We start from the raw sequence: 22544 nt of genomic DNA on the forward strand, positions 1-22544 counted from the left end.
AACAGGCAAACCGACGTAGCCCAACTGCAATGCCCGGCCTACCCTGCCCGCTTCATTCGCAGGATCGCGCTCATGACCTACCGCTCGAAAGTCGCCTGGATCTTTTTGCTGGGCTTTGCCCTGGACCTGGTGAACATGTTTGTCGCCACCGTCGCCTACCCGGACATCGCCCGCGACCTGCACGCCTCGGTCACGCAATTGGCGTGGATCAGCAATGCGTACCTGCTCGGTCTCACGCTGATCATTCCATTGAGTGTGTGGCTGGCGGCAATGCTGGGCGAGCGCACGTTGATCGCCGCCAGCCTGCTGTTGTTTGCGGGCGCATCGGTGATGGTTGGCCAGGCGGCTTCCATTGACACGTTGATCGGCTGGCGTGCGCTGCAAGGGCTGGGCGGCGGCTTGCTGATTCCCGTTGGGCAGGCCATGGCGTACCGGTATTTTCCGGCAAATGAGCGCAGCCAGTTGACGGCGCGGGTGATGTCCGTGGCGCTGCTGGTGCCAGCGTTGTCCCCCGCCTTGGGCGGCTTGATCGTCGACAGCATGTCCTGGCGCTGGATCTTCTACGCCAACCTGCCACTGGCCTTGATCACACTGTTGCTGGCGCTGCTGTGGATAACACCCGATGAGCCCACGAACCCACGCCCGAGACTGGAAGTGGGCGGCATTTTCAAACAAGTCCGCAGCCCGATGCTGCGCGTGGCGATGCTGGTTTACCTGTTCATCCCTGGCGTCTTCATTGGCACCAGCCTGATTGCCGTCCTTTATCTACGCGGCCTGGGTTACGACGCAACCCGCACCGGCGCACTCATGCTGCCGTGGGCGCTGGCGTCGGCAGTGGCGATCTACCTTGGCAAAACACTGTTCAACCGCTGGGGGCCGAAGCCTTTACTGCTGACGGGCATGGCACTGCAATGCGTCGGCATTATGTTGCTGAACGAACCGACCCTGATCATCGCGGCCTACTGCTTGATGGGCCTGGGCGGCAGCCTGTGCAGCAGCACCGCGCAAACCCTGGCGTTTCTCGACATTCCTGCCGAACGCATGGGCCACGCCAGCGCCTTGTGGAATATCAATCGGCAAATGAGCTTTTGCCTGGGGGCAGCGGCGCTCAGTGCGCTGTTGTCGGCCTTGGATTCCTTCAGCATAACCTTCACGATGGCGGCAGCTCTGACACTGCTACCTGCTTTTGCGGTGCTGCGCCTGGATACCGCCAGGGTACGGACACTGCTTCACCCTGCCAGCGAGGCTGACCAATGATTGACTACAGCGATTTTTTTGAAGAAGTGATCCAGACCCACGTCGAGATCGAACAGTGGTTTGCTGGCGTCGCACCGCAGGGCACCTTGCAGAACCTGCTTGCGCGCTTCTCCCCGGAGTTCAGCATGGTCGCCCCCGCCACCGGCACGCGCGTCAATGCGGCCGGGGTCAATGCGTTGTTCACACGCCTGGGCGGGATGCGCCCGGGGTTGAAGATCACCTTGAGTGAGATGGCCGGGATCGACCGGCATGCACGCGGTGCAACGGTGACTTACCGCGAGCATCAAGTGGATGACAGCGGCACGCAGACCGATCGTCGCGCCACGGTGGTGTTCGAGAAACAGGCCAGCGGCGCGCTGCTGTGGCGCCACCTGCACGAAACCTTCATCAAGGCCTGATGCGCTCCCACTTTTTTAGCTTTATGCCTGGCTAGTCGGGCCAGGTACTACAAGAAACAGCGAACCGCCTGACATCATTCCAAGGAAACAACCCCCACGCTCTTCCACCTCTGTCTACCCACAGGTGAAAGGATGCCCAGGGATTTCCTGCAAAGCGGCGTGCCGACCGCACACACCACCACAACGGGCCGCGATCTGAAGGACATTTTGAGACGCATGAGTCGCCAGGAACGCGCAAAGCTGACAAATGAGGTTCTGCGCCTGCAGAACATTCGCCGTCCTCGCGAAATGATCCGGTTAATGCAGTTGGCCGGAAAACTCCCCAAACGCTTCAGTAATGCCCAAATACGTCGGGATATTTTCATTCAATTAGCCGATCAGGTGGGTGCCGCGTTTGCGGTAACGGGCAGCGGCATTTCAGGAAATCTCAACCACGTCGTCATTGCCATCTACGAGGAGTTCGGCAGCCATGAGCAATAACATCGATCCCGTGCGAGCGCCACGAACGTTGCGTCGTTACATCCAACGTTTCGCATTCACTGTGGGAACTGCGGTGTCCATGAATATGGTCGCCATATCAGGAAACCTTTCACATAGTCTGACGTATTACGCACGAATAAATTATCTCCCCAGCGAATACGCGTTGGTGGCCAGCTTGGTATTGCTACTGACAATGTGCATTGGGTTAGCCCTGGTAGCAGTTGGGTTTCGACTAGGGCCGCCATTACTCGTATGCGTCGCCGTCTTGAACGCTTTGATTTCGGCGGACTATCTTGGGAACCACCCCGTGACTCTGTTTGCAGTATTCCCTCTGTTCCAATCCCTGGCTTGTCTACTGATGCTCCATACAAGAAACCACCGCCGCTTCGTCAGCATGCTGCGGGTCAAGCGCCGACGCAAAACCAGAGCCGCCAAGTCGCTCATTCACTGAAATGACTGACTCAGTGTGGCGAGGGCGCTGCTCCCACACTCAGTTCGGTGTTTGGTTCACGATAACGGTGCAGGTAATACCGGCCGCCAACAGCACGCCTTCCGGCACTTCATCGATATGAATCCGCACCGGCACCCGCTGGGCCAACCGCACCCAGTTGAAGGTCGGGTTCACATCGGCCACCAGCTCACGGCTCTCGGGGTTGTCGCGGTCGTAGATGCCCCGCGAGATGCTTTCCACATGGCCCTTCAAGGTCTCGCCGCTCATCAATTGCATATCGGCTTTATCGCCGACCTTCACATGGGGCAACTTGGTTTCTTCAAAGAAGCCGTACACCCAGAAGGAATTCATATCCACCACGGCCATCTTGGCCTCGCCGATGCGCGCGTAGTCGCCGCGATGCACGTTGAGGTTGGTGACGTAGCCGTCCACCGCCGCCAGCACCTGGGTGCGCTTGAGGTTCAGCTCGGCCGCTTCCAGTTGCGCCAGCGCGTGCTGGTAGTCGGCCAGGGCCGAGTCGGCGATGTTGCTGGCGTCGTCGCGGTTTTCCTTGGAGATCACCAGGGCGTCGAGGTCGGCGCGGCGGTGGGCGTTGACCTTGCGCATTTCCCAGGTGGCTTTGCGCGAAGCGACGAGGGACTGCGCCTGCTTGACGGCGATGCGGTAGTGCTCGGGGTCGATCTGCATCAGCAGGTCGCCTTTTTTCACCAACTGGTTGTCACGCACCGGCACGTCGACGACTTCGCCGGTGACGTCGGCGGCGACGTTGATGATGTCGGCGCGCACACGGCCGTCGCGGGTCCACGGGGTTTGCATGTAGTGCACCCACAATGTACGGCCAATCCAGATTGCCAGAGCCAGTACCAGCAAGGTGGCGAGCAGGCTGAAAAACTTTTTCATCGGGGCATTCTCAACGGTAGACGGTCAGCGCCAGGGCGCCGAACAGGCAAACGAACAGGCTCAGGCGCAGCAGCGCCGGGTGCCAGAAAAACCGGTACAGGTCGAAGCCGGCCAGGAAGCGATCCAGGGCCCAGGCCAACACGGCTGCAATCAGGAACATCAGGGTCATGGTCGGCATGTAGATGCCGTGGAACGCGATTTCACGGGGCATGCGCAGCTCCTTTAAGGGCAGCGAGGGGCGATTGCGGGTCGAGCAGCGAGGTGCGGATAAAGTGCAGGTAGCTTTTCACCCGGCGCAGGGCCGAGGTGTCGAAGTGCGGGGCGAAGGGTTCGTCGGTGGCCTGCACACGGCTGATCGCGTGGTCGACGGCAATCAGGCCGCGCTCCAGGTTGCTCGCGCTGGGTTGCAGGAACAGCCGCACCAGCGAGCGCCCCATCACGCGGATCGCCTGGCGCCACGGTTGGGATTCGGCGTACGCCGGATGCACCGGCAAAATCGCCTGTTCCTTGCGCAACTCGATGATCGCGTGGCCGACTTCCAGCACCACGAACATCCAGCGCAACAGGTCGCGCTGCACTTGCGGCTGGCCGACGGCGAGGCCGTAGGCCTGGTGCAGCAAATCACGGGTGCGGCTTTCAAAACTCGACGCCAGGCCCTTGAGCTTGCCGCTGATCGCATACACCACCTGCTCGCGCAGGTCCTGCTCCAGGCGGCGCCACAACCAGCGGCTGTTGGGCGGCAGGATGATCGCCCCGGCGGCGGCACACACCAACATGCCGATGATCATGGCGATGTAGTCGTTGATAAAGGTGTAGGGGTTGTAGACCGTGAGGTTGTCCGGCACCGAGCCGGTGCTGAAGAAGATCAGCAGCCCCACGCCCACCCCGGCGTATTGCGGCCGCGAAGCGAGGAACGCGCCAAGGATGATCACCGGCGCTAGCATCACGCACAACAGCGGGAAGCCGTCGATCCAGGGGAACACGAAGAACATTTCGACAAAGCCCACCAGCGCGCCGATCAAGGTGCCGCAGGCCATCTGGAATGCCATGCGCTTGGGGTTCGGTGTGGCGGCGGACAGGCCGACGGTGGCGGCGGCGATCAGGGTCATGGTCGCGCCGCTGGGCCAGGCGGTGGCCACCCAATAGCTGCCGAGCACGATGAGGATGAATGACGCCCGGATCCCCGAGGCGGCGCAGGCCAGCCAGTTGGTTTTCGGCGTGTAGGGTTCGTCCCAGTCTTCGCGGGCGTGGCTGTGGTCGGCCAGGGAGGCGTGGGTTTGCGCGTAGTTGTGCAGGTCGTCGACGAAGCGGTACAGCAGCTCGTAGGCGGTGTGGAAATCCAGTTGCTCGGCGTCGGTGGGGTCACCCTCCTGGAAAGTTGCGCGCAGGCTGCGCACCTTGGCGGGCAGGCCGTCCTTGTAGGCGCTGAGTTGCACCACCAGGCGCGCGGCGTCGGGGCTGGTGAGGGCGCGCCCGGAGAAGCCGTCGAGCAGTTCGGCCAGGTCATGCAGGCCCGGCTTGATGGCCGCCACCACATGATCGGCCGCATCGGTGCGCAGCCGTTCGAGCAACTGGTGCAAGGCGTTGAAGCGCGTGGTGATGCTCATGAATTCGCTGTTCAGGCGACTGAGCCGCCCGTTGCGCCTGCGCATGTGCGGGTCTTCAAACACCGTGAGACTGCGCAGCCCTTCCAGGCCCACGGCTTCGGCGATAAAGCGCACGTTGCTGGCCTCGAACCCTTCGCGCTGGCTGCGCCCGCGCAGGCCGTCAGTGACGAACAGCGCGAACACGCCGAAACGCTGGTAAAGCGCGTTGCGCATGGCGGCGCTGGAGGTTTGCGGCAGGATCGCGGCGCTGACCAGGGTGGAGCACAAAATCCCCAGGGAGATTTCCAGCACGCGCCACACCGCCGCCATGAAGGCGCCGTCTGGATGGGCCAGGGCGGGCAAGCCGACCATCGCCGCGGTGTAGCCCGCAAGGACAAAACCATAGGCGCGAAAGTTACGGTTGCGGGTCGCCCCAGCCGTGCACACGCCGACCCAGATCGCCAATGCGCCGAGGAACAGTTCGGTGTTCTGCGCGAACAAGGCGATCAACAACACCATCACCGCCGACCCCGCCAGGGTGCCGAGGAAGCGGTAGAAACTCTTGGCGAACACCTGGCCGCTTTGCGGTTGCATCACGATAAATACGGTGATCATCGCGGTGCGCGGTTGCGGCAGTTCCAGGCGCATGGCCAGCCACAGCGTGAGAAACGCGGCGATCAGCACCTTGAAGATATACACCCAGGTCACGCCGTCGCTGCGCGCCCAGTCGAAAAAACCGCGGCGCCACTCAAGGGAGTGCAGCCAGCGCAGCGGTGCAGGCAAGGGAGTCATCAAATCCTACTCAGTGATCAAACACGGCGAGTGCCGCCGGGGTCTTGCTCGGAAGGGTCTTGGCGTCTGGTGGTACGTCGTCGCCAGCACCCAGACCGCCGCCCAGGGCGGTGACCAGTTCGGCATGGGCGCTCAGGCGCGCGGCCTGGACCTGTTGCTCGATTTGCTGCTGGTGGAACAACAACGTCTGCGCGTTGAGCACATTGAGGTAATCGGTGAGGCCGCGCTGATAGGCGATCATCGCGATGTCGTAGGTTTTCTGCGCCGAAGCCACCGATTGCGCAGCGAAGGCCGATTGCTTGTCCATGGATTCGCGGCGGATCAACTGGTCACTGATGCCCTTGAGCGCATTGACCAGGGTCTGGTTGTACTTGGCCACGGCCACGTCATACCCGGCACTGGCTTCGCCCAGTTCGGCGCGCAATCGCCCGCCGTCGAAGATCGGCAAGGTGATCGCCGGCCCCACGTTGTAGTTGAATTTCTTGCCGGCCAGAAACTCCAGCATGCCGCCGCCGGTGGCCATGTAGCCAAGGCTGCCGACCAGGTCGACGTTGGGATAGAACCCGGCGTGAGCCACATCGATGCCACGGGCCTGGGCCGCGACCTGCCAGCGGCTGGCAACCACGTCCGGGCGCTGGCCGAGCAATTGAGCGGGCAGGCTTGATGGCAGTTTCAGCGGCGCGGCCAACGCCAGGCTCGGACGCTGCAATTGCGCGCCCTCCCCCGGCCCTTTGCCGGCCAGTGCCGCGATCTGGTTGCGACTCAGGGCGATTTCTTCGTCCAGGGCGTCCAGTTGGCGATGGGTTTCCGGCAACGGGGTTTCGGCCTGGCTGACATCCAAGTGCGTGCCGATCCCGGCGTCCAGGCGTTTGTTGGCCAGGTCGAGGATCTGCTGTTGCTGGGCCAATGTCGCGGCAACGATGTCGCGGTTGGCGTAATGCAACGACAACTGGATATAGGCGCGCACCACGTTGTTCTGCAATTCGAGCCTGGCCTGACGCTCCTCGGCGGCGCTCATGTGCGCCAGGTCGACGGCGCGCTCGGTGGTATTGCTTTCGCGGCCCCACAAGTCGAGGGCGTAGCTCAGGCCCAGGGACGCGTTGTTGTCCCAGGTGTTGGCGCCGCTCAGCTCGCCAGGGCCGTAGAACTGGTCTTTCGGCCAGTTATGGCGCTTGAGGCTGGTGTTGCCGTTGATCTGCAGCGACTCGGCCGACTCGGCAATCCCGGCCATGGCGCGCGCTTCACGCACACGGGCGGCGGCCATGGCCAGGCTTGGGCTGTTTTGCGTGGCGAGTTCGACCCAACGGTTCAGTTGCGGGTCGCCATAGGCCTGCCACCACTGGCTGGCGGGCCAATGGGCATCCCGGATGGCACTCTGGATCGCTTCGTCGGTGGCCAGGGTATTGGCGCTGAGAGCCTGGCCTTGGGGGGCGATTCCTCCGGTTCCGATGCAGCCGCTGATTGCTAACGATAAGGCGCAAACACTGAGAGCCTTCAGCCCTCTGTTAATGAGAGTCTTCGGCTCTCTGCTGATGCGACGCGGCACGGCAAGCGTATTCCTGAGGTGGTGTTGCGGGGTAGGTAGCGCAATTCTAGGCGGCGGCCTGGAGGACGATAAGCGGGTATTCCTGTGAATCTTTGTTACCGTTCTAGCGATAATCCGGGCATTTGACCTACATCGTAGGGGGCAAGCGAGCAACAGAATGAGGCACCTAAGCACGCTTGGAGCCGCCCATGCTTTCAGCCCTCAGCACGTTTACCCCACTGCCGCCGGCACACGACACCGCCGAAGGCTTGCGCAGGCAGTTACATCTGCGCCCTGAGCCGTTGCGTCCGGGGATGCTGCCGGTGCAACGCGATGTGCGTTGGATCGCAGACACACTGCTGGAAAAGCTGCAGTCCTACGCAGGCAGTTCCCAGGAGCTACAACCGATCAGGGCACTGCACCAGACGCTGACCCACAGCGAACCGCAGCTGGAAGTCTCGGCCGACGAACTCCCAGGCTTCTACGCCTTTTTCAAACAGGCCGAACACCTGCTTGAACGCCACCGTAGCCGCGGCAACCCACAGATTGAGGCTGACTACAGCTTGTGCCGTGCGCTCAAATGGCAATTTCGCGCGGCCGTCGGCGAAGCCCGGCATACGCACCAGGCCCCCGCCAGACTGCGCTCGCTTGCCGATGTCAGCGCCGGGGACAAACGTTCGAGCCACTACCATCTCGGGTATGACTTCATGCTGGAACCCTCCCGGCAGCTCAGTGCAGGCCCTTGCCTGACGAACGACTCACACCTGGAAATCACCCGTGACCAGCGCGTCGAGCGCTCGCGGGTCATTGCCCTGCAGGGCAAGCTGAAATCCATTGCGCTGAACCTGGGCCAGAGCCAGTCGCGCAGCCAGCTCAGCCTTGGCTATTTTTCCTCCAAGGAGTACGCGAGCCTGGCGCACTACGCCGACGTTCCCGGCAGCACGCTGCAAAGGCAGCGGGATTATTCGGCGCTGAGCCAGCCGGGTGTCAGGCAGGCACTGGCCGAAAACGGCTTGGCCGACATCGAACTGCCATGCCTGTACGACACTCCCGGGCCGCTCAAGACGGAAAAAGGCTTCATCATCAGTGCACGCAGCGACGTCGCCGTCGATGTCTTCAGCTTCCTCAAGCTCAACAGCGCAATGGACCTGACACTGCGGCGCACCTACCCGCACAAGGCACTGGATATTCTCGGCCTGTACGACACCTCAGCGACGATGGCCGCACGCAAGCTGACCCCGTTGCCGCCCGACGGCGACACGCCAGAGCGGTTGCTCGACGATATGAAGCGCCTGGCCGCGTCGGGCAGCCGGCACTTCATGCAAAAGCTTTCCACGCCTGCGCACCACACCCAGCAAGCCCAGGCATTGCTCGAGCGCTACGTGCGGCTGAAGCTTCAAGCGCCAGTCGACCCCGGCCTGGACCGACAGATACTCGATGTGATCCAGCAGCACCGCGCACTGCTCCGACCGGATGCCGTGAAGGTCTACACACTGGCGAGCCATGCCCAGGTGTTGAGCGGATCGGTAAGCGCCACGGCGTCGGCCCAGGACGAAGGCGGCAAAGGTGTGAGCATCGAAGTCAGCCATCGAAAACTCGACGACCCGCACTTGAGCGGCGATTACCTGAGCATCGACATCGCCCCGCTCCAAGGCGCCCAGGTGCTCAAGACAACCTTGCGCAACGGGCTTAGCGCCATTGGCCAGCAGACGTTTGACTGGGAGCAACTGGTCCAGTCGATCAGCGCCTCACTGCTCGATCCGGCCAAACGAGCGGTCACCCAGGTGCTGGTCAAAATCAAACACGGGCAACCCGTGGTGTTGCTCACGCGCCACACGCTGAGCAAGGCTAACGACCTGCGGCTACCGCCAGTGGTCAACCACTACACCGGGTTCGATCTGCAGTCCCTGCGCACCCGGCAACAATTGCGCAGCGAGCAATTGGGCAGCGACTCGCTGGACCAGGTATTGCCCATCGCCCGTCGCCTGCTGCCGGAGCGACCCGCCTGGGACCAGTACGTGAAGCAGCACGCCGAAGCGTTCCAGACGTTGCTCGACAGCATCGGCCAACAAAAAACCGGCAGCGTGCTCGGCGCCGAACTTGATGAGCTGGCACGCATCAGCCCGGCTCTGCGCCAGGCCGTTGAAAGCCTGAGGTTGCTGACGGCCACTGCCTCAGGCACGCCAACCCAGGAAAACCGTGCCCTGGCGCAAGAAGCGCTGGTGCAAATGCTGCTCGACTACCTGCCGCACTATGAGGCACGGGTCAGCACAGCCTGGACCTTGCGCTGAGCCTTGGGGGCGGGCGGCACCCAGTGGATGCACACCTGCGCGCAACTTCATGTCACAATTTGCCATCGCCCCTGAGAACCCCCCATGGACACTTTGCAAAACATGCGCGCGTTCAGTTGCGTGGCCGAAGCTGGCAGCTTCACCGCCGCCGCCGCGCAACTGGACACCACTACGGCCAACGTTTCGCGCGCGGTCTCGAACCTTGAGGCCCATCTGCAAACCCGCTTGCTCAACCGCACCACCCGCCGCATCGCCCTGACCGAAGCCGGCAAACGCTATTTGCTGCGCTGCGAACAGATCCTCGCCTACGTCGAAGAAGCCGAGGCCGAAGCCAGCGACGCCCACGCACGCCCCGCCGGGCAATTGAAAGTGCACACCATGACCGGCATCGGCCAGCATTTCGTCATCGACGCAATCGCCCGCTACCGCCGCACCCACCCGGACGTGACCTTTGACCTGACCCTGGCCAACCGCGTGCCGGACCTGCTCGACGAGGGTTACGACGTGTCCATCGTGCTGGCCAGCGAGCTGCCGGACTCGGGCTTCGTGTCCCAACGCCTGGGCATCACCTACAGCATCGCCTGTGCCTCGCCGGATTACGTCAAGGCCAAGGGTTGCGCGCAACGCCCCCATGATTTGCTCAACCACGCCTGCCTGCGCCTGGTCAGCCCGGTGATCCAGCTGGACAAATGGACCTTCAACGGCCCCGAAGGCCAGGAAAGCGTGGCGATCAACACCTCGCCGTTCCTGGTCAACTCGGCCGACGCGATGAAGACCGCGATCACCAGCGGCATGGGCGTCGGCCTGCTGCCGGTGTACGCGGCCATCGAGGGTTTGCGTAATGGCACCCTGGTTCGGGTGATGCCGACCTACCGCTCCCAGGAGCTGAACCTGTACGCCATCTACCCGTCGCGCCAGTACCTGGATGCGAAGATCAAGACCTGGGTGGAATACCTGCGCGGGTCGTTGCCGGAAATCCTGGCGGCACATCAGGCGGAGTTGGCGGCGTATGAGTTGAGTGGGGGTTTGGGCGGCGCTCGTTTGGCGAACTGAGGTAGTTCGAACCGCAGAAATCAAAAGTGGGAGCGGGCTTGCCCGCGAAGGCGGTGTGTCAGATACAGATTTGCTGGCTGATCCACCGCATTCGCGGGCAAGCCCGCTCCCACAGGTTGAACGGTGTACACGTTGCATGGGCGTCGGCCTGCTGCCGGTGTACGCGGCCATCGAGGGTTTGCGTAATGGCACCCTGGTTCGGGTGGGGGGTTGGGCGGCGCTCGTTTGGCGAACTGAGGTAGTTCGAACCGCAGAAATCAAATGTGGGAGCGGGCTTGCCCGCGAAGGCGGTGTGTCAGATACAGACTTGCTGGCTGATCCACCGCATTCGCGGGCAAGCCCGCTCCCACAGGTTGAACGGTGTACACGTTGATTGAGTGGTGTCCTGACAACACAGACGAGGAATGTTAGCTTGCTTGGCATTCTTCCGTAGTCGATGAGCCCGCCTGCAATGAAAAAGACCGTCCTCGCCTTCAGCCGTATCACCCCGCCAATGATCGAACGCCTGCAACAGGATTTCGAGGTGATCGCGCCCAATCCCAAACTGGGTGACATCAACGCGCAGTTCAACGAAGCCCTGCCCCACGCCCACGGTTTGATCGGCGTGGGTCGCAAGCTGGGCCGCGCGCAGCTCGAAGGCGCCGGCAAGCTGGAAGTGGTCTCCAGCGTCTCGGTGGGCTACGACAACTACGATGTGCCCTACTTCAATGAACGCGGGATCATGCTCACCAACACCCCTGACGTGCTCACCGAAAGCACCGCCGACCTGGCCTTCGCCCTGCTGATGAGCAGTGCGCGCCGCGTCGCCGAGCTGGACGCCTGGACCAAGGCCGGTCAGTGGAAAGCCAGCGTCGGCGCAGCGTTGTTCGGTTGCGATGTGCACGGCAAGACCCTGGGCATCGTCGGCATGGGCAATATCGGCGCGGCCGTGGCCCGTCGCGGGCACCTGGGGTTCAACATGCCGATCCTGTACAGCGGCAACAGCCGCAAGACCGAGCTGGAACAAACGCTGGGTGCACAGTTGCGCAGCCTTGACCAGTTGCTGGCCGAAGCGGATTTCGTCTGCCTGGTGGTGCCGTTGAGCGACAAGACCCGTCACCTGATCAGCACCCGCGAGCTGGGCTTGATGAAATCCAGCGCGATCCTGATCAACATCTCCCGTGGCCCGGTGGTGGATGAACCGGCACTGATCGAAGCGCTGCAAACCCAGCGGATTCGTGGGGCGGGGCTGGATGTGTATGAGCAGGAGCCCCTGGCGCAATCGCCGCTGTTCCAGCTGAGCAATGCAGTGACCTTGCCGCATATCGGCTCGGCGACAGATGAAACCCGCGAAGCCATGGCCAATCGTGCGTTGGAAAACTTGCGCAGTGCCCTACTGGGCCAGCGTCCGCAGGATCTGGTGAACCCGCAAGTGTGGAAAGGCTGACCTCTCACTACGGTGGGCGGGTGCTTCCAGGGAGAGTTGGCTTGCCTGCTCCCCCAGAAAGCCGCCCGATACAAAACCCGGTTAAAGCCTGGCGTTCTCAAGTCGATAACTCGGTATAGATCGTCATCCCTGATCCTCAGAAGGTTTTTATGTCCACCACCAAAGCCCGCGCAGACTCACTCTCGCTTCTGCTCTTTACCTTACGTAGCGGCAAGCTGATGGCGATCAACCTGCTGAAAGTCAGCGAAATCATTCCCTGCCCGCCGCTGACCAAGCTGCCGGAGTCCCACCCCCACGTCAAAGGCATCGCCATCCTGCGCGGAGCCTCGCTGTCGGTGATCGACCTGAGCCGCGCCCTCGGCGAAATGCCCCTGCAAGACCCGGACGGCGGCTGCCTGATCGTCACTGACGTCAGCCGTTCCAAGCAGGGCCTGCATGTACAGGCGGTGAGCAAGATCGTGCACTGCCTGACCACCGATATCCGTCCGCCGCCCTACGGCTCCGGCGGCAACCGCGCGTTTATCACCGGGGTCACCCAGGTCGAAGGCGGCTTGGTACAAGTGCTGGATATTGAAAAAGTCATCCACGGCATCGCCCCGGCGCCGGTTGAAGCAGCGCCGACCGACCTGACCATGGAAGAAGCCGAAGTGCTGGGCAACGCCCGCATCTTGGTGGTGGATGACAGCCAGGTCGCCCTGCAGCAATCGGTACACACCCTGCGTAACCTCGGCCTGACCTGTCACACCGCGCGCAGTGCCAAGGAGGCCATCGATGTGCTGCTGGAGCTGCAAGGCACGGCCGAGCAGATCAATGTGGTGGTATCGGACATCGAGATGTCCGAAATGGACGGTTACGCCCTCACCCGCACCCTGCGCGAAACCCCGGATTTCAAAGACCTCTACGTGCTGTTGCACACCTCCCTGGACAGCGCGATGAACAGCGAAAAAGCCCGCCTGGCCGGGGCCGATTCGGTGCTGACCAAGTTTTCTTCGCCGGAACTGACCAAGTGCCTGGTGATCGCCGCCCAGACTGTGGCGCAAAAAGGCCTGTAAGCGGTGAGCGAGTATTTCCAGCTGCTGCGCCGCGACCTCACCGCCAGCCTGCCCGCGCCGCAATGGCCGGCGGGTACGCAGTTGGATCACTACCGCGACGCGCTGGCCCCGGCGATTCATGCAGTGTTGCGCATGACCCAGGACCAGGGCGGTGGCCGCGTACCCGGCCTGGATGAATGGCGACACCAGTTTGTCACCGACGCCGAATTCGACCCGACGCTGTGCCTGGTAGCCAGCAACGCCGACGGTATTCTCGGCGTGGCGCAATGCTGGACCAGCGCGTTTATCAAGAATCTCGCCATACACCCCTGCGCCCAGGGCCAGGGACTGGGCCGTGCGTTGTTACTGCACTGCTTCCAGGTGTTCAAGCAACGCGGCGAACCCTACGTGGATCTCAAGGTGCTGGAGAGCAACCTGCGCGCACGCAAGCTCTATGAAAGCGCTGAAATGAGATTCGTCCTACGCGATGTCGTCGCAGCAGACTGACAGGCACTGGCGCACAACTTGCTTCCAGACAGGCTGAGCGGTGGACAGAGGTAAAACCCGTCACCGCTCAAGTGTGCCCTCTGACCTAGCCTGGTGACAGATCTGCCATGAACACTCATTTTTCCTGCGTCGGTTGCGGCAAATGCTGCAGCGACCACCACGTCCCCCTGACCCTCGACGAAGCCCGCATGTGGGCGGCGGACGGCGGCCAGGTCATCGTGCTGGTGGAAGGTTTTCTCGCCAGCGGCCTGGGCTTGCCCGCCCAGCAACGCGAGCATGCCGAACGCCGTTCGGTGGTGGTGCCCTGCGGCAACACCGAGGCGTTGCTGGCCATCACCTTTGCCGCCTACAACGCCGGGCGTTGCCGGAATCTTGACGCAGACAACCTGTGCCGCATCTATGAGCGGCGGCCGTTGGTGTGTCGGATCTATCCGATGGAGATCAACCCGCACATCCCGTTGAACCCCGCGGCCAAGGACTGCCCACCGGAATCCTGGGAACAGGGCCCGGCGCTGATCGTCGGTGGCGAACTGGCGGACCCGCAGTTGGCCGCCTTGATCCAGCGCTCGCGCCAGGCCGACCGCGATGACGTCCAGACCAAAGAAGCCGTGTGCGCCTTGCTCGGCCTGCGCACCACGGCGCTCAAGGGCGATGGGTTTACCGCGTACCTGCCGGACATGGGCGCGTTTGCCCAGGCGCTTGAATTGGCGACGCAACGGCCGGCCGTGGCCAATGAGTGGGTGTTTCATGTGTCCGGGATGGACATTGCCGAGCAACTGTTGGATGCGGGGGCGCAGATTGCTACCGAGGTGCCGGCCAACTATGCGTTTATTTCGTTGAGGGCGGCGTAGGCAGTACCGGCCACTTCGCGGGCAAGCCCGCTCCCACAGGTGATTGGTGTTGCTGGTCTTTCAGTGCTCGGCGGGAGATCGCCCAGACACTGCCCATCCCCTGTGGGAGCTGTCGAGCCCTAGCGAGGCTGCGAAGGCGGTGGCACTGTTGATAGAGGTGTTGGCTGAACCGCCGCTTTCGCGGGCAAGCCCGCTCCCACAGGTGATCGGTGTTGCTGGTCTTTCAGTGCTCGGCTGCAGATCCCCAGGCACTGCCCATCCCCTGTGGGAGCTGTCGAGCCCTAGCGAGGCTGCGAAGGCGGTGGCACTGTTGATAGAGGTGTTGGCTGAACCGCCGCTTTCGCGGGCAAGCCCGCTCCCACAGGTGATCGGTGTTGGCGGGCTGTCAGTGCTCGGCTGGAGATCGCCCAGACACTGCCCATCCCCTGTGGGAGCTGTCGAGCCCTAGCGAGGCTGCGAAGGCGGTGGCACTGTTGATAGAGGTGTTGGCTGAACCACCGCTTTCGCGGGCAAGCCCGCTCCCACAGGTGATCGGTGTTGCTGGTCTTTCAGTGCTCGGCTGCAGATCCCCAGGCACTGCCCATCCCCTGTGGGAGATGTCGAGCTTTAGCGAGGCTGCGAAGGCGGTGGCACATTCACTCCAGATCCCACTAATGTCGCTTGCCCCAGAACTCCCGCGCCAACTGCCGCAAGTCCTCCGCCAACGCTGCCACATCCCCGGAACTGCGCTGGCTGCGCTGCCCCGCGCAGACGGTGGCCTCCCCTGCATTGCGAATACCGACAATATTGCGATTGATGTCTTCGCTCACCGCACTTTGCTCCTCCACCGCCGCCGCGATCTGCTGGCTCATGCCGGTGATCTGGCTCACGCGCTGGCTGATGCCATCCAACGCGGCCGCCGCCCGTTGTGCCTGCACGACGCTGGCGTCGACATGTTCGCTGCTCTGCGCCATGGCCTGCACCGCGTCCCGCGCGCCGCCTTGCAGGGTGCTGATCATGCGCTGGATTTCGTTGGTCGATTGCTGGGTGCGTTGCGCCAGGCCGCGTACTTCATCGGCAACCACGGCAAAACCACGGCCCTGCTCGCCGGCCCGCGCCGCTTCGATGGCGGCATTCAGTGCCAGCAGGTTGGTTTGTTCGGCAATGGTGCGGATCACCTCCAGCACGCTGCTGATTTCACCGCTGTGACTTTCCAGTTGGTGGATCACCTCAGTGGCGCGGGTCAGTTCCTGGGACAGGCGCAACACCGCATCGCGGCTTTCATCCACCCGCAGATGGCCTTCACGGGTTTCGTTGCCGGCCTGGTCGGCCGCCTTGGACGCCGCGACCGCATGGTTGGCCACCGCGGCCACACTGGCGGTCATCTGGTGGATCGCCGCCGCCACCTGATCGGTCTGGGTCTGCTGGCCGAGGCTGCTGGCATGACTGCTGTCCAACTGCTCGACCAACTGCGCGGCATGCCCGGACAAGCGCCACGATGCATCACCGATGCGCCCGACCACTGCGCCCACTTGGGCTTCGAGCATGTGCAGGGCAAATTCGATCGTCCCGCACTCATCCGTGCGTCCGGTGTAGATCGCCTGGCTCAAGGGGTTGTCGGCGATTGCACGCGCGCGTTGATTCAATTGCGCCAGGGGCCGCAGGATCGCGTTGACCCCCGCCGCGCCCACAGCGCCACCGAGCACCAGCGCCAGCAGTTGCCAAACCAGCGCGTAGTCCGCCAGGCCCAGTCCCAACGCCCAGGTCAGGCCGCCGGTGCCGACCACCCACAACGATAACTTCAGGCCCATGCCGAACGTGGGCAGCAGCGGCCGCTTACCCGCGCGCAATTGGGCGTAGGCACGTTCCGCCGCTGCGACGCGGCGCGCATCCGGCTTGGTGCGCACCGACTGATACTCCACCGTCACGCCATCACGCGTGACCGGCGAGGCATAGGCGCTGACCCAATAGTGATCGCCGTTCTTGCAGCGGTTTTTCACCATGCCCATCCATGAGCGTCCCGCCTTCAAGGTTTGCCACATGTGCGCAAACGCCGCGGCCGGCATGTCCGGGTGACGCAACAGATGGTGCGGCGCGCCGAGCAACTCCTCACGGCTGTAACCACTGACGTCGATAAAGTCCTTGTTGGCGTAGGTAATCACACTGGTCAAGTCGGTGGTCGAGAGGATATTCGCGTCAGGGGCAAAGTCCACATTTCGACCGGTGACCGGCAGGTTGATCTTCATGGATAAGCGCGCTCGTAATGGTTGAAGAGTCGGCAGGGCCGTCGACTCTAAGCGCACCAAGGGGGCAAATACTGATCCAGCTCATGTTCCGCGCAATTAGTTTGCCATCACGGCGTGCCGGGGGACGTCCAGCTGATAGGGCTGGGTGATCCGCTGGTATTCGCCGTTGTGCATCAACTGCTCAAGGGCCCGATTCAGCTCATTGCGCAGCGCCGTATCAGGCTTGCGCAGTGCAATCGCCACACCGTCACCCAATGATTGCGCCGAGATGGCAGGGCCGAGGAAATCGAAATCCTGGCCGTCTGCCGTGTCGAGCAGCAGCTCGCGGATCTCTATGGGGCCTTGCAAGGTTGCATCTATATCGCCAGCCACCAGGCTGCGCACGAGCTCTTCATTGAGCCAGAAACTCTTGATGATGACGCCCGCCGGCGCCCATTTCGACAGGGCGAAGGCTTCGCGATTGCTCCTCAGCAAGACCCCGACGCGCTTGCCTTTGAGCGAGCGCCGGTTCGGCAGCAAGCCCGAGGTTTTGCGCGCTACCAGGCGGGTGGTAAAGGGATAGAGATCATCGGTGAAATTTACCCGCTTGCGCCGCTGAGCGGTCGGCGCCATGCCCATGATCGCGTCGAATTGCCGGGCTTCAAGGGCTGCGAAGCTCTCGACGAGGATCTGATCGACCCAGATGCAACGTGCGTTGAGCTGCTCACACAACGCATTGCCCAACTCGATGTTCAAACCCACCAGGCGGCCGTGCTGATCACGGCTTTGGAACGGCGGAAACTGCGCGGCGACGGCGAAGCGGATTTCGCGCCGTGGCAGGTCATCGGCTATTGCGATAGTGAAGCCCCCGGACAACATCAATAGGGCGAGGGAAACACGCAGGTGTGTCAGGGCCACAGGGACGTCCTTTTCTAGAAAAACCAGCTTCATCCTCATCCAACCCCGTGAAGAGGCCGTGCAGGTGTCGCGAGAGCTTTCAAAAAAAGGACCTGTGCCTACAAGCAGAAATATCGACTGAGGCTGTAGGCATTTACCACTACAGCTTGTGACCCTCTACTCTCAGCGTTTACCCATGGAGCGACGGGTGCCCGGTGGCGCCATGCCAGGCGATTTGGTGTGACCGTTCTTGGCACCGTTTTTATACCAAGGTTGGGCGGCATTCTTCGCCCCGGCCAGCTCACCCGGTTTGAAGGGAAACTTGAACGCCGGAATCTCGGCTTTTTCAACGCCTTCGGCGTTGGCCGAATCGACGAGGTCGGCCGCTTCAACAGGGGATTGTGTCGGGGAATTCATGAAAGCTCCGGGGCATGCAGATAATGATGCGGGGCCGGCTTGCAGGCCACACTGGCGCGCAGTATACCTGCGGGCCCGTGATCTTTTACCACTGTCGTACGAATGGTCAGCATGTAACTGACAGCGCCGTCAGAAAGCGGTCACCTTGCTGACCGGGTTCACAAGCTATAAATACCCATCCTTTTTCCACCTCTCGTCCCGGCACCTGACAGCATGCACATTCAACGCAAAACCGCCTTGATCGTTGGCGTCCTCGTGGTAGTGGCCATTGCGGCATGGGTCTTCACACGGCCAGCCAAGACCAAATTGGTGGCTTCGACCGCCGTGCCGGTACGCGTCATCCACGTGGTGGAACAGGACCTGCCGCGCTACGTCAGTGGCATCGGTTCGGTGCTGTCGTTGCACAGCGTGGTGATCCGCCCGCAAATCGACGGCATCCTCACCCGGCTGCTGGTCAAGGAAGGACAACTGGTCAAGGCCGGGGACCTGCTGGCGAGCCTCGACGACCGCTCGATCCGCGCCAGTCTCGACCAGGCCAGGGCCCAGCTGGGACAGAGCCAGGCGCAACTGCAAGTCGCCCTGGTCAACCTCAAGCGCTACAAGGAACTGAGCGTCGACGACGGCATCTCCCGGCAGACCTACGACCAGCAACAGGCGCTGGTCAACCAACTGAAAGCCACAGTGCAAGGCAACCAGGCGGCCATTGACGCGGCCCAGGTACAGCTTTCCTACACCCAGATTCGCTCGCCGGTCACAGGTCGCGTGGGGATTCGCACGGTGGACGAAGGCAACTTCCTGCGCATGAGCGACACCCAAGGCTTGTTCTCGGTGACGCAGATCGATCCGATTGCCGTCGAGTTCTCCCTGCCGCAGCAAATGCTGCCGACCCTGCAGGGGCTGATTGCCGCCGACCACCCTGCCAAGGTCGACGCTTACCAGGGCGCCGATACCGAAGGCCGGGACAGTGACCTGCTGGGCCAGGGCCGCCTGAGCTTGATCGACAACCAGATCAACAGCACCACCGGCACCCTGCGCGCCAAGGCCGAGTTCGCCAACACCGCGCAGAAGCTGTGGCCCGGCCAGTTGGTGACGATCAAGATCCAGACTGCCCTCGACCGCAATGCCCTCGCCGTCCCCCCGACCGTGGTGCAGCGTGGCCTGGACTCGCATTTCGTGTACCGTGTCAAAGGCGACAAGGTCGAGACCGTGCCGGTGCAGGTGGTGTATCAGGACAGCGAGCGCAATATCCTCAAGGGCATCCAGGCCGGCGACGTGTTGGTCAGCGATGGCCAATCGCGGCTCAAGGCCGGCGCCCAGGTCGAGATCCTCAAGGAGCCGCCCCAAGTGATCCAGACCGCTGACGCCCAGGTGCAGCCATGACGTCGCGGGGCTCGGTTTCGGCCTGGTGCATCGACCGCCCGGTCGCCACCCTGTTGCTGACCTTTGCCCTGGTGCTGCTTGGGCTGATTGCCTTCCCCAAATTACCCATCGCCCCACTGCCGGAAGCGGAGTTTCCGACGATCCAGGTCAGCGCCCAATTACCCGGCGCGAGCCCCGACACCATGGCCTCGTCGGTGGCCACGCCGCTGGAGGTGCAATTCAGCGCCATCCCCGGCATGACCCAGATGACCTCCAGCAGCGCCTTGGGCTCAAGCCTGCTGACCCTGCAGTTCACCCTCGACAAAAGCATCGACACTGCGGCGCAGGAAGTGCAGGCGGCGATCAACACCGCCGCCGGCAAACTGCCCGGCGACATGCCGAGCCTGCCAACCTGGCGCAAGGTCAACCCGGCGGACAGCCCGGTGCTGATCCTCAGTGTCAGTTCCCATGACATGCCCGGCACCGAACTGAGCGACTTGGTGGAGACCCTGCTTGCCCGGCAAATCAGCCAGATCGACGGTGTCGGCCAGATCAACATCACCGGCCAGCAACGCCCGGCGATCCGTGTGCAGGCCTCGCCCGACCGGCTCGCCGCCATCGGCCTGACCTTGGCCGACGTACGCCTGGCCATCCAGCAATCGAGCCTGAACCTGGCCAAGGGAGCGCTGTACGGCAAGCACAGCGTGTCGACCCTGGCGACCAACGACCAGTTGTTTCACCCGGAGGAATACGGTGACCTGATCATTTCCTACAAGAACGGCGCACCCGTGCAACTGCGCGATGTCGCCAAAGTGGTCAACGGTTCGGAAAACGCCTACGTCCAGGCCTGGGCAGGGGACACCCCCGGCGTCAACCTGGTGATCACCCGCCAACCCGGCGCCAACATTGTCGAGACCGTCGAGCGTATCCAGGCCGAACTGCCGCGCCTGGAAGCGATGTTGCCTGCCGCGGTGCAGGTCAGCGTGCTGATGGACCGCACCACCACCATCCGTGCGTCGTTGCATGAAGTGGAAATGACCCTGCTGATCGCCGTGTTGCTGGTGGTCGGGGTGATGGCGATTTTCCTGCGCCAGTGGTCGGCCACCCTGATTGTGTCGAGCGTGCTGGGCGTGTCGTTGATCGCCAGTTTTGCCCTGATGTACGTGATGGGTTTCAGCCTGAACAACCTGACCCTGGTGGCGATCGTGGTGGCCGTGGGGTTTGTGGTGGACGATGCGATCGTGGTGGTGGAGAACATCCATCGCCACCTCGAAACCGGGCTGGACAAACGCGAGGCGGCGATCAAGGGCGCCAGTGAAATCGGCTTTACCGTGGTGTCCATCAGTGTGTCGCTGGTGGCGGCGTTTATTCCGCTGCTGTTCATGGGCGGCGTGGTCGGCCGGCTGTTCAAGGAGTTTGCCTTGACTGCTACGTCCACCATCCTGATCTCCGTGGTGGTATCGCTGACACTGGCCCCGACCCTCGCGGCGCTGTTCATGAAAGCGCCGAGCCACCGCGGCCATGACAACCCCGGCTTTGGCGAGCGGCTGCTGGCCGGATACGAAAAATACCTGCGTCGCGCCCTGGCCCATCAACGCACCATGGCCGGTATCTTCCTGCTGACCCTGGGCCTGGCCGTGGTCGGCTACGTATTTATCCCCAAGGGTTTCTTCCCGGTGCAAGACACCGGTTTCATCCTCGGCACAAGCGAGGCAGCGGCGGATGTGTCCTACCCGGACATGGTCGCCAAGCACAAGGCACTGGCCGAAATCATGCAGGCCGACCCGGCCGTGCGCGCGTTTTCCCACTCTGTCGGCGTGACCGGCAGCAACCAGACCATCGCCAACGGACGCTTCTGGATTTCCCTGGTGGATCGCGGCGACCGCGACGTGTCCGCCAGCCAGTTTATCGACCGTATCCGGCCCAAGCTGGCCAAGGTGCCAGGGATCGTCCTGTACCTGCGCGCCGGGCAAGACATCAACCTCAGTTCCGGCCCCAGCCGCAGCCAGTATCAATACGTGCTCAAGAGCAACGACGGTGCGCTGCTGAACACCTGGACCCAGCGGCTCACCGAAAAACTGCGCGCGATCCCACAATTTCGCGACATCTCCAATGACCTGCAACTGGGCGGCAGCATCACCCACATCACCATCGATCGCCGCGCCGCCGCACGCTTCGGCCTCACGGCCACCGACGTCGACCAGGCGCTGTACGACGCGTTCGGCCAGCGCCAGGTCAATGAGTTCCAGACCGAAATCAACCAGTACCAAGTGGTGCTGGAACTCGACACCCAACAGCGCGGCAAGGCCGAAAGCCTGAATTACTTCTACCTGCGCTCGCCGCTGACCAATGAAATGGTGCCGCTGTCGGCGCTGGCCACGGTTGACGCGCCCACGGTCGGGCCGCTGTCCATCAGCCATGACGGCATGTTCCCGGCCGCCAACCTGTCGTTCAACCTGGCGCCCGGCGTGGCGCTGGGTGATGCGGTGATCCTGCTCGACCAGGCGAAAAACGAGATCGGCATGCCGGCCTCGATCATCGGCAACTTCCAGGGTGCGGCCCAGGCGTTCCAGAGTTCCCTGGCCAGCCAACCCTGGCTGATCCTCGCCGCACTGGTGGCGGTCTACATCATTCTCGGCGTGCTGTATGAGAGCTTTGTGCATCCGCTGACCATCATCTCGACCCTGCCCTCGGCGGGCCTCGGGGCACTGGTGATGCTGTGGCTGCTGGGGCAGGACTTTTCGATCATGGCGCTGATCGGCCTGGTGCTGTTGATCGGCATCGTCAAGAAGAATGGCATCCTGCTGATCGACTTCGCCCTGGAGGCGCAACGTACACGCGGCTTGTCAGCCCATGATGCGATCTTCGAAGCCTGTATCACCCGGTTCCGTCCGATCATCATGACCTCCCTGGCCGCCCTGCTCGGCGCCCTGCCGTTGATGCTCGGCTACGGCGCCGGTGCCGAACTGCGCCAGCCGCTGGGCATCTCGGTGGTCGGCGGCCTGCTGGTCAGCCAGGCGCTGACGCTGTTCACCACGCCGGTCATATACTTGTACCTCGAGAAGTTTTTCCACAGGCCCAAACCAGCGCTTGCGCCGGTGACCACACATTAAGGCCTA

18 protein-coding genes and 1 pseudogene are annotated in these 22544 nt (G+C 62.7%); 11 read left to right on the plus strand and 8 right to left on the minus strand.

Translation table 11 applies throughout. The annotated features are described in order from the left end of the window. Positions 1-72: 72 nt before the first annotated feature. From IB241_RS06105 to IB241_RS06115, 3 genes are all read left to right on the plus strand, one after another. Positions 73-1257, plus strand: coding sequence for an MFS transporter (locus tag IB241_RS06105; RefSeq protein ID WP_192297574.1), 1185 nt, complete (start codon positions 73-75; stop codon positions 1255-1257). Continuing rightward, positions 1254-1655, plus strand: a complete 402-nt coding sequence (locus IB241_RS06110) for a DUF4440 domain-containing protein (protein ID WP_192297575.1) — start codon at positions 1254-1256, stop codon at positions 1653-1655. The genes IB241_RS06105 and IB241_RS06110 overlap by 4 nt, the downstream gene beginning before the upstream one ends. Positions 1656-1787: 132 nt before the next feature. Further along, the gene (locus tag IB241_RS06115; RefSeq protein ID WP_225595287.1) at positions 1788-2135 is read left to right on the plus strand and encodes a hypothetical protein; all 348 of its coding nucleotides are present in this window, start codon (positions 1788-1790) and stop codon (positions 2133-2135) included. Positions 2136-2625: 490 nt separating this feature from the next. Here IB241_RS06115 and IB241_RS06120 read toward each other — a convergent pair whose 3' ends face one another. The 4 genes from IB241_RS06120 to IB241_RS06135 are packed head-to-tail and all read right to left on the minus strand — an operon-like array spanning position 2626 to position 7410. Continuing rightward, complete coding sequence (locus IB241_RS06120) at positions 2626-3486, minus strand: HlyD family secretion protein (RefSeq protein ID WP_192297577.1); 861 nt, start codon at positions 3484-3486, stop codon at positions 2626-2628. 10 nt (positions 3487-3496) lie between these two features. After that, a complete protein-coding gene (locus IB241_RS06125) occupies positions 3497-3697 on the minus strand; it encodes a DUF1656 domain-containing protein (RefSeq protein WP_017738673.1) in 201 nt (66 codons plus the stop codon). After that, positions 3687-5864, minus strand: a complete 2178-nt coding sequence (locus IB241_RS06130; RefSeq protein ID WP_192297579.1) for an FUSC family protein — start codon at positions 5862-5864, stop codon at positions 3687-3689. The genes IB241_RS06125 and IB241_RS06130 overlap by 11 nt, the downstream gene beginning before the upstream one ends. A 10-nt stretch (positions 5865-5874) precedes the next feature. Next, entirely contained in the window at positions 5875-7410 is a 1536-nt protein-coding gene (locus IB241_RS06135; RefSeq protein ID WP_192297581.1) for an efflux transporter outer membrane subunit, read from the minus strand. Between the two features lie 188 nt (positions 7411-7598). Here IB241_RS06135 and IB241_RS06140 point away from each other — a divergent pair, with 188 nt between their 5' ends. The 6 genes from IB241_RS06140 (at position 7599) to IB241_RS06165 (ending at position 14548) form a co-directional block, all read left to right on the plus strand. Further along, positions 7599-9680, plus strand: a complete 2082-nt coding sequence (locus IB241_RS06140; RefSeq protein WP_192297583.1) for a hypothetical protein — start codon at positions 7599-7601, stop codon at positions 9678-9680. Between the two features lie 84 nt (positions 9681-9764). Then, positions 9765-10733: a LysR family transcriptional regulator gene (locus tag IB241_RS06145; RefSeq protein ID WP_192297585.1), complete on the plus strand. Its 969-nt coding sequence runs from the start codon at positions 9765-9767 to the stop codon at positions 10731-10733. A gap of 451 nt (positions 10734-11184) precedes the next feature. After that, on the plus strand, positions 11185-12159 hold the full coding sequence (locus IB241_RS06150; protein ID WP_192297587.1) for a 2-hydroxyacid dehydrogenase: 975 nt from the start codon (positions 11185-11187) through the stop codon (positions 12157-12159). A 149-nt stretch (positions 12160-12308) separates the two neighbouring features. Further along, positions 12309-13211, plus strand: coding sequence for a chemotaxis protein CheV (locus tag IB241_RS06155; RefSeq protein WP_192297590.1), 903 nt, complete (start codon positions 12309-12311; stop codon positions 13209-13211). A 3-nt stretch (positions 13212-13214) separates the two neighbouring features. Further along, complete coding sequence (locus IB241_RS06160) at positions 13215-13697, plus strand: GNAT family N-acetyltransferase (RefSeq protein WP_192297592.1); 483 nt, start codon at positions 13215-13217, stop codon at positions 13695-13697. A 107-nt stretch (positions 13698-13804) separates the two neighbouring features. Continuing rightward, positions 13805-14548: a YkgJ family cysteine cluster protein gene (locus tag IB241_RS06165; RefSeq protein WP_192297594.1), complete on the plus strand. Its 744-nt coding sequence runs from the start codon at positions 13805-13807 to the stop codon at positions 14546-14548. Positions 14549-15198: 650 nt separating this feature from the next. Here IB241_RS06165 and IB241_RS06170 read toward each other — a convergent pair. The 4 genes and pseudogenes from IB241_RS06170 to IB241_RS06180 all read right to left on the minus strand — a co-directional run bounded on the left by IB241_RS06170 (position 15199) and on the right by IB241_RS06180 (position 18066). Next, positions 15199-16272, minus strand: a complete 1074-nt coding sequence (locus tag IB241_RS06170; RefSeq protein WP_412547863.1) for a methyl-accepting chemotaxis protein — start codon at positions 16270-16272, stop codon at positions 15199-15201. A gap of 219 nt (positions 16273-16491) precedes the next feature. After that, a pseudogene (locus tag IB241_RS27890) lies at positions 16492-16773 on the minus strand (PAS domain-containing protein); the annotation flags it as partial. A 96-nt stretch (positions 16774-16869) separates the two neighbouring features. Beyond that, complete coding sequence (locus IB241_RS06175) at positions 16870-17670, minus strand: transporter substrate-binding domain-containing protein (RefSeq protein WP_318652587.1); 801 nt, start codon at positions 17668-17670, stop codon at positions 16870-16872. A 162-nt stretch (positions 17671-17832) separates the two neighbouring features. Continuing rightward, positions 17833-18066, minus strand: a complete 234-nt coding sequence (locus IB241_RS06180) for a hypothetical protein (protein ID WP_192297600.1) — start codon at positions 18064-18066, stop codon at positions 17833-17835. 213 nt (positions 18067-18279) lie between these two features. On the opposite strand from IB241_RS06180, the gene IB241_RS06185 reads away from it, so the two are divergent. Together IB241_RS06185 and IB241_RS06190 are read left to right on the plus strand one after the other, a co-directional pair. Further along, positions 18280-19446: an efflux RND transporter periplasmic adaptor subunit gene (locus IB241_RS06185; protein ID WP_192297601.1), complete on the plus strand. Its 1167-nt coding sequence runs from the start codon at positions 18280-18282 to the stop codon at positions 19444-19446. After that, complete coding sequence (locus IB241_RS06190; protein ID WP_192297603.1) at positions 19443-22538, plus strand: multidrug efflux RND transporter permease subunit; 3096 nt, start codon at positions 19443-19445, stop codon at positions 22536-22538. The genes IB241_RS06185 and IB241_RS06190 overlap by 4 nt, the downstream gene beginning before the upstream one ends. Positions 22539-22544 lie beyond the last annotated feature (6 nt).

Origin of the sequence: Pseudomonas sp. PDM05 (genome assembly GCF_014851685.1) — a bacterium.
GTDB lineage: Bacteria > Pseudomonadota > Gammaproteobacteria > Pseudomonadales > Pseudomonadaceae > Aquipseudomonas.

What these genes read in the sequence shown, in the direction of transcription:
- IB241_RS06180 (WP_192297600.1), bottom strand. Translation starts at nt 18,066, where the DNA reads ATGAATTCCCCGACACAATCCCCTGTTGAAGCGGCCGACCTCGTCGAT.
- IB241_RS06105 (WP_192297574.1), top strand. Translation starts at nt 73, where the DNA reads ATGACCTACCGCTCGAAAGTCGCCTGGATCTTTTTGCTGGGCTTTGCC.
- IB241_RS06110 (WP_192297575.1), top strand. Translation starts at nt 1,254, where the DNA reads ATGATTGACTACAGCGATTTTTTTGAAGAAGTGATCCAGACCCACGTC.
- IB241_RS06120 (WP_192297577.1), bottom strand. Translation starts at nt 3,486, where the DNA reads ATGAAAAAGTTTTTCAGCCTGCTCGCCACCTTGCTGGTACTGGCTCTG.
- IB241_RS06165 (WP_192297594.1), top strand. Translation starts at nt 13,805, where the DNA reads ATGAACACTCATTTTTCCTGCGTCGGTTGCGGCAAATGCTGCAGCGAC.
- IB241_RS06125 (WP_017738673.1), bottom strand. Translation starts at nt 3,697, where the DNA reads ATGCCCCGTGAAATCGCGTTCCACGGCATCTACATGCCGACCATGACC.
- IB241_RS06190 (WP_192297603.1), top strand. Translation starts at nt 19,443, where the DNA reads ATGACGTCGCGGGGCTCGGTTTCGGCCTGGTGCATCGACCGCCCGGTC.
- IB241_RS06140 (WP_192297583.1), top strand. Translation starts at nt 7,599, where the DNA reads ATGCTTTCAGCCCTCAGCACGTTTACCCCACTGCCGCCGGCACACGAC.
- IB241_RS06130 (WP_192297579.1), bottom strand. Translation starts at nt 5,864, where the DNA reads ATGACTCCCTTGCCTGCACCGCTGCGCTGGCTGCACTCCCTTGAGTGG.
- IB241_RS06185 (WP_192297601.1), top strand. Translation starts at nt 18,280, where the DNA reads ATGCACATTCAACGCAAAACCGCCTTGATCGTTGGCGTCCTCGTGGTA.
- IB241_RS06115 (WP_225595287.1), top strand. Translation starts at nt 1,788, where the DNA reads ATGCCCAGGGATTTCCTGCAAAGCGGCGTGCCGACCGCACACACCACC.
- IB241_RS06150 (WP_192297587.1), top strand. Translation starts at nt 11,185, where the DNA reads ATGAAAAAGACCGTCCTCGCCTTCAGCCGTATCACCCCGCCAATGATC.
- IB241_RS06145 (WP_192297585.1), top strand. Translation starts at nt 9,765, where the DNA reads ATGGACACTTTGCAAAACATGCGCGCGTTCAGTTGCGTGGCCGAAGCT.
- IB241_RS06155 (WP_192297590.1), top strand. Translation starts at nt 12,309, where the DNA reads ATGTCCACCACCAAAGCCCGCGCAGACTCACTCTCGCTTCTGCTCTTT.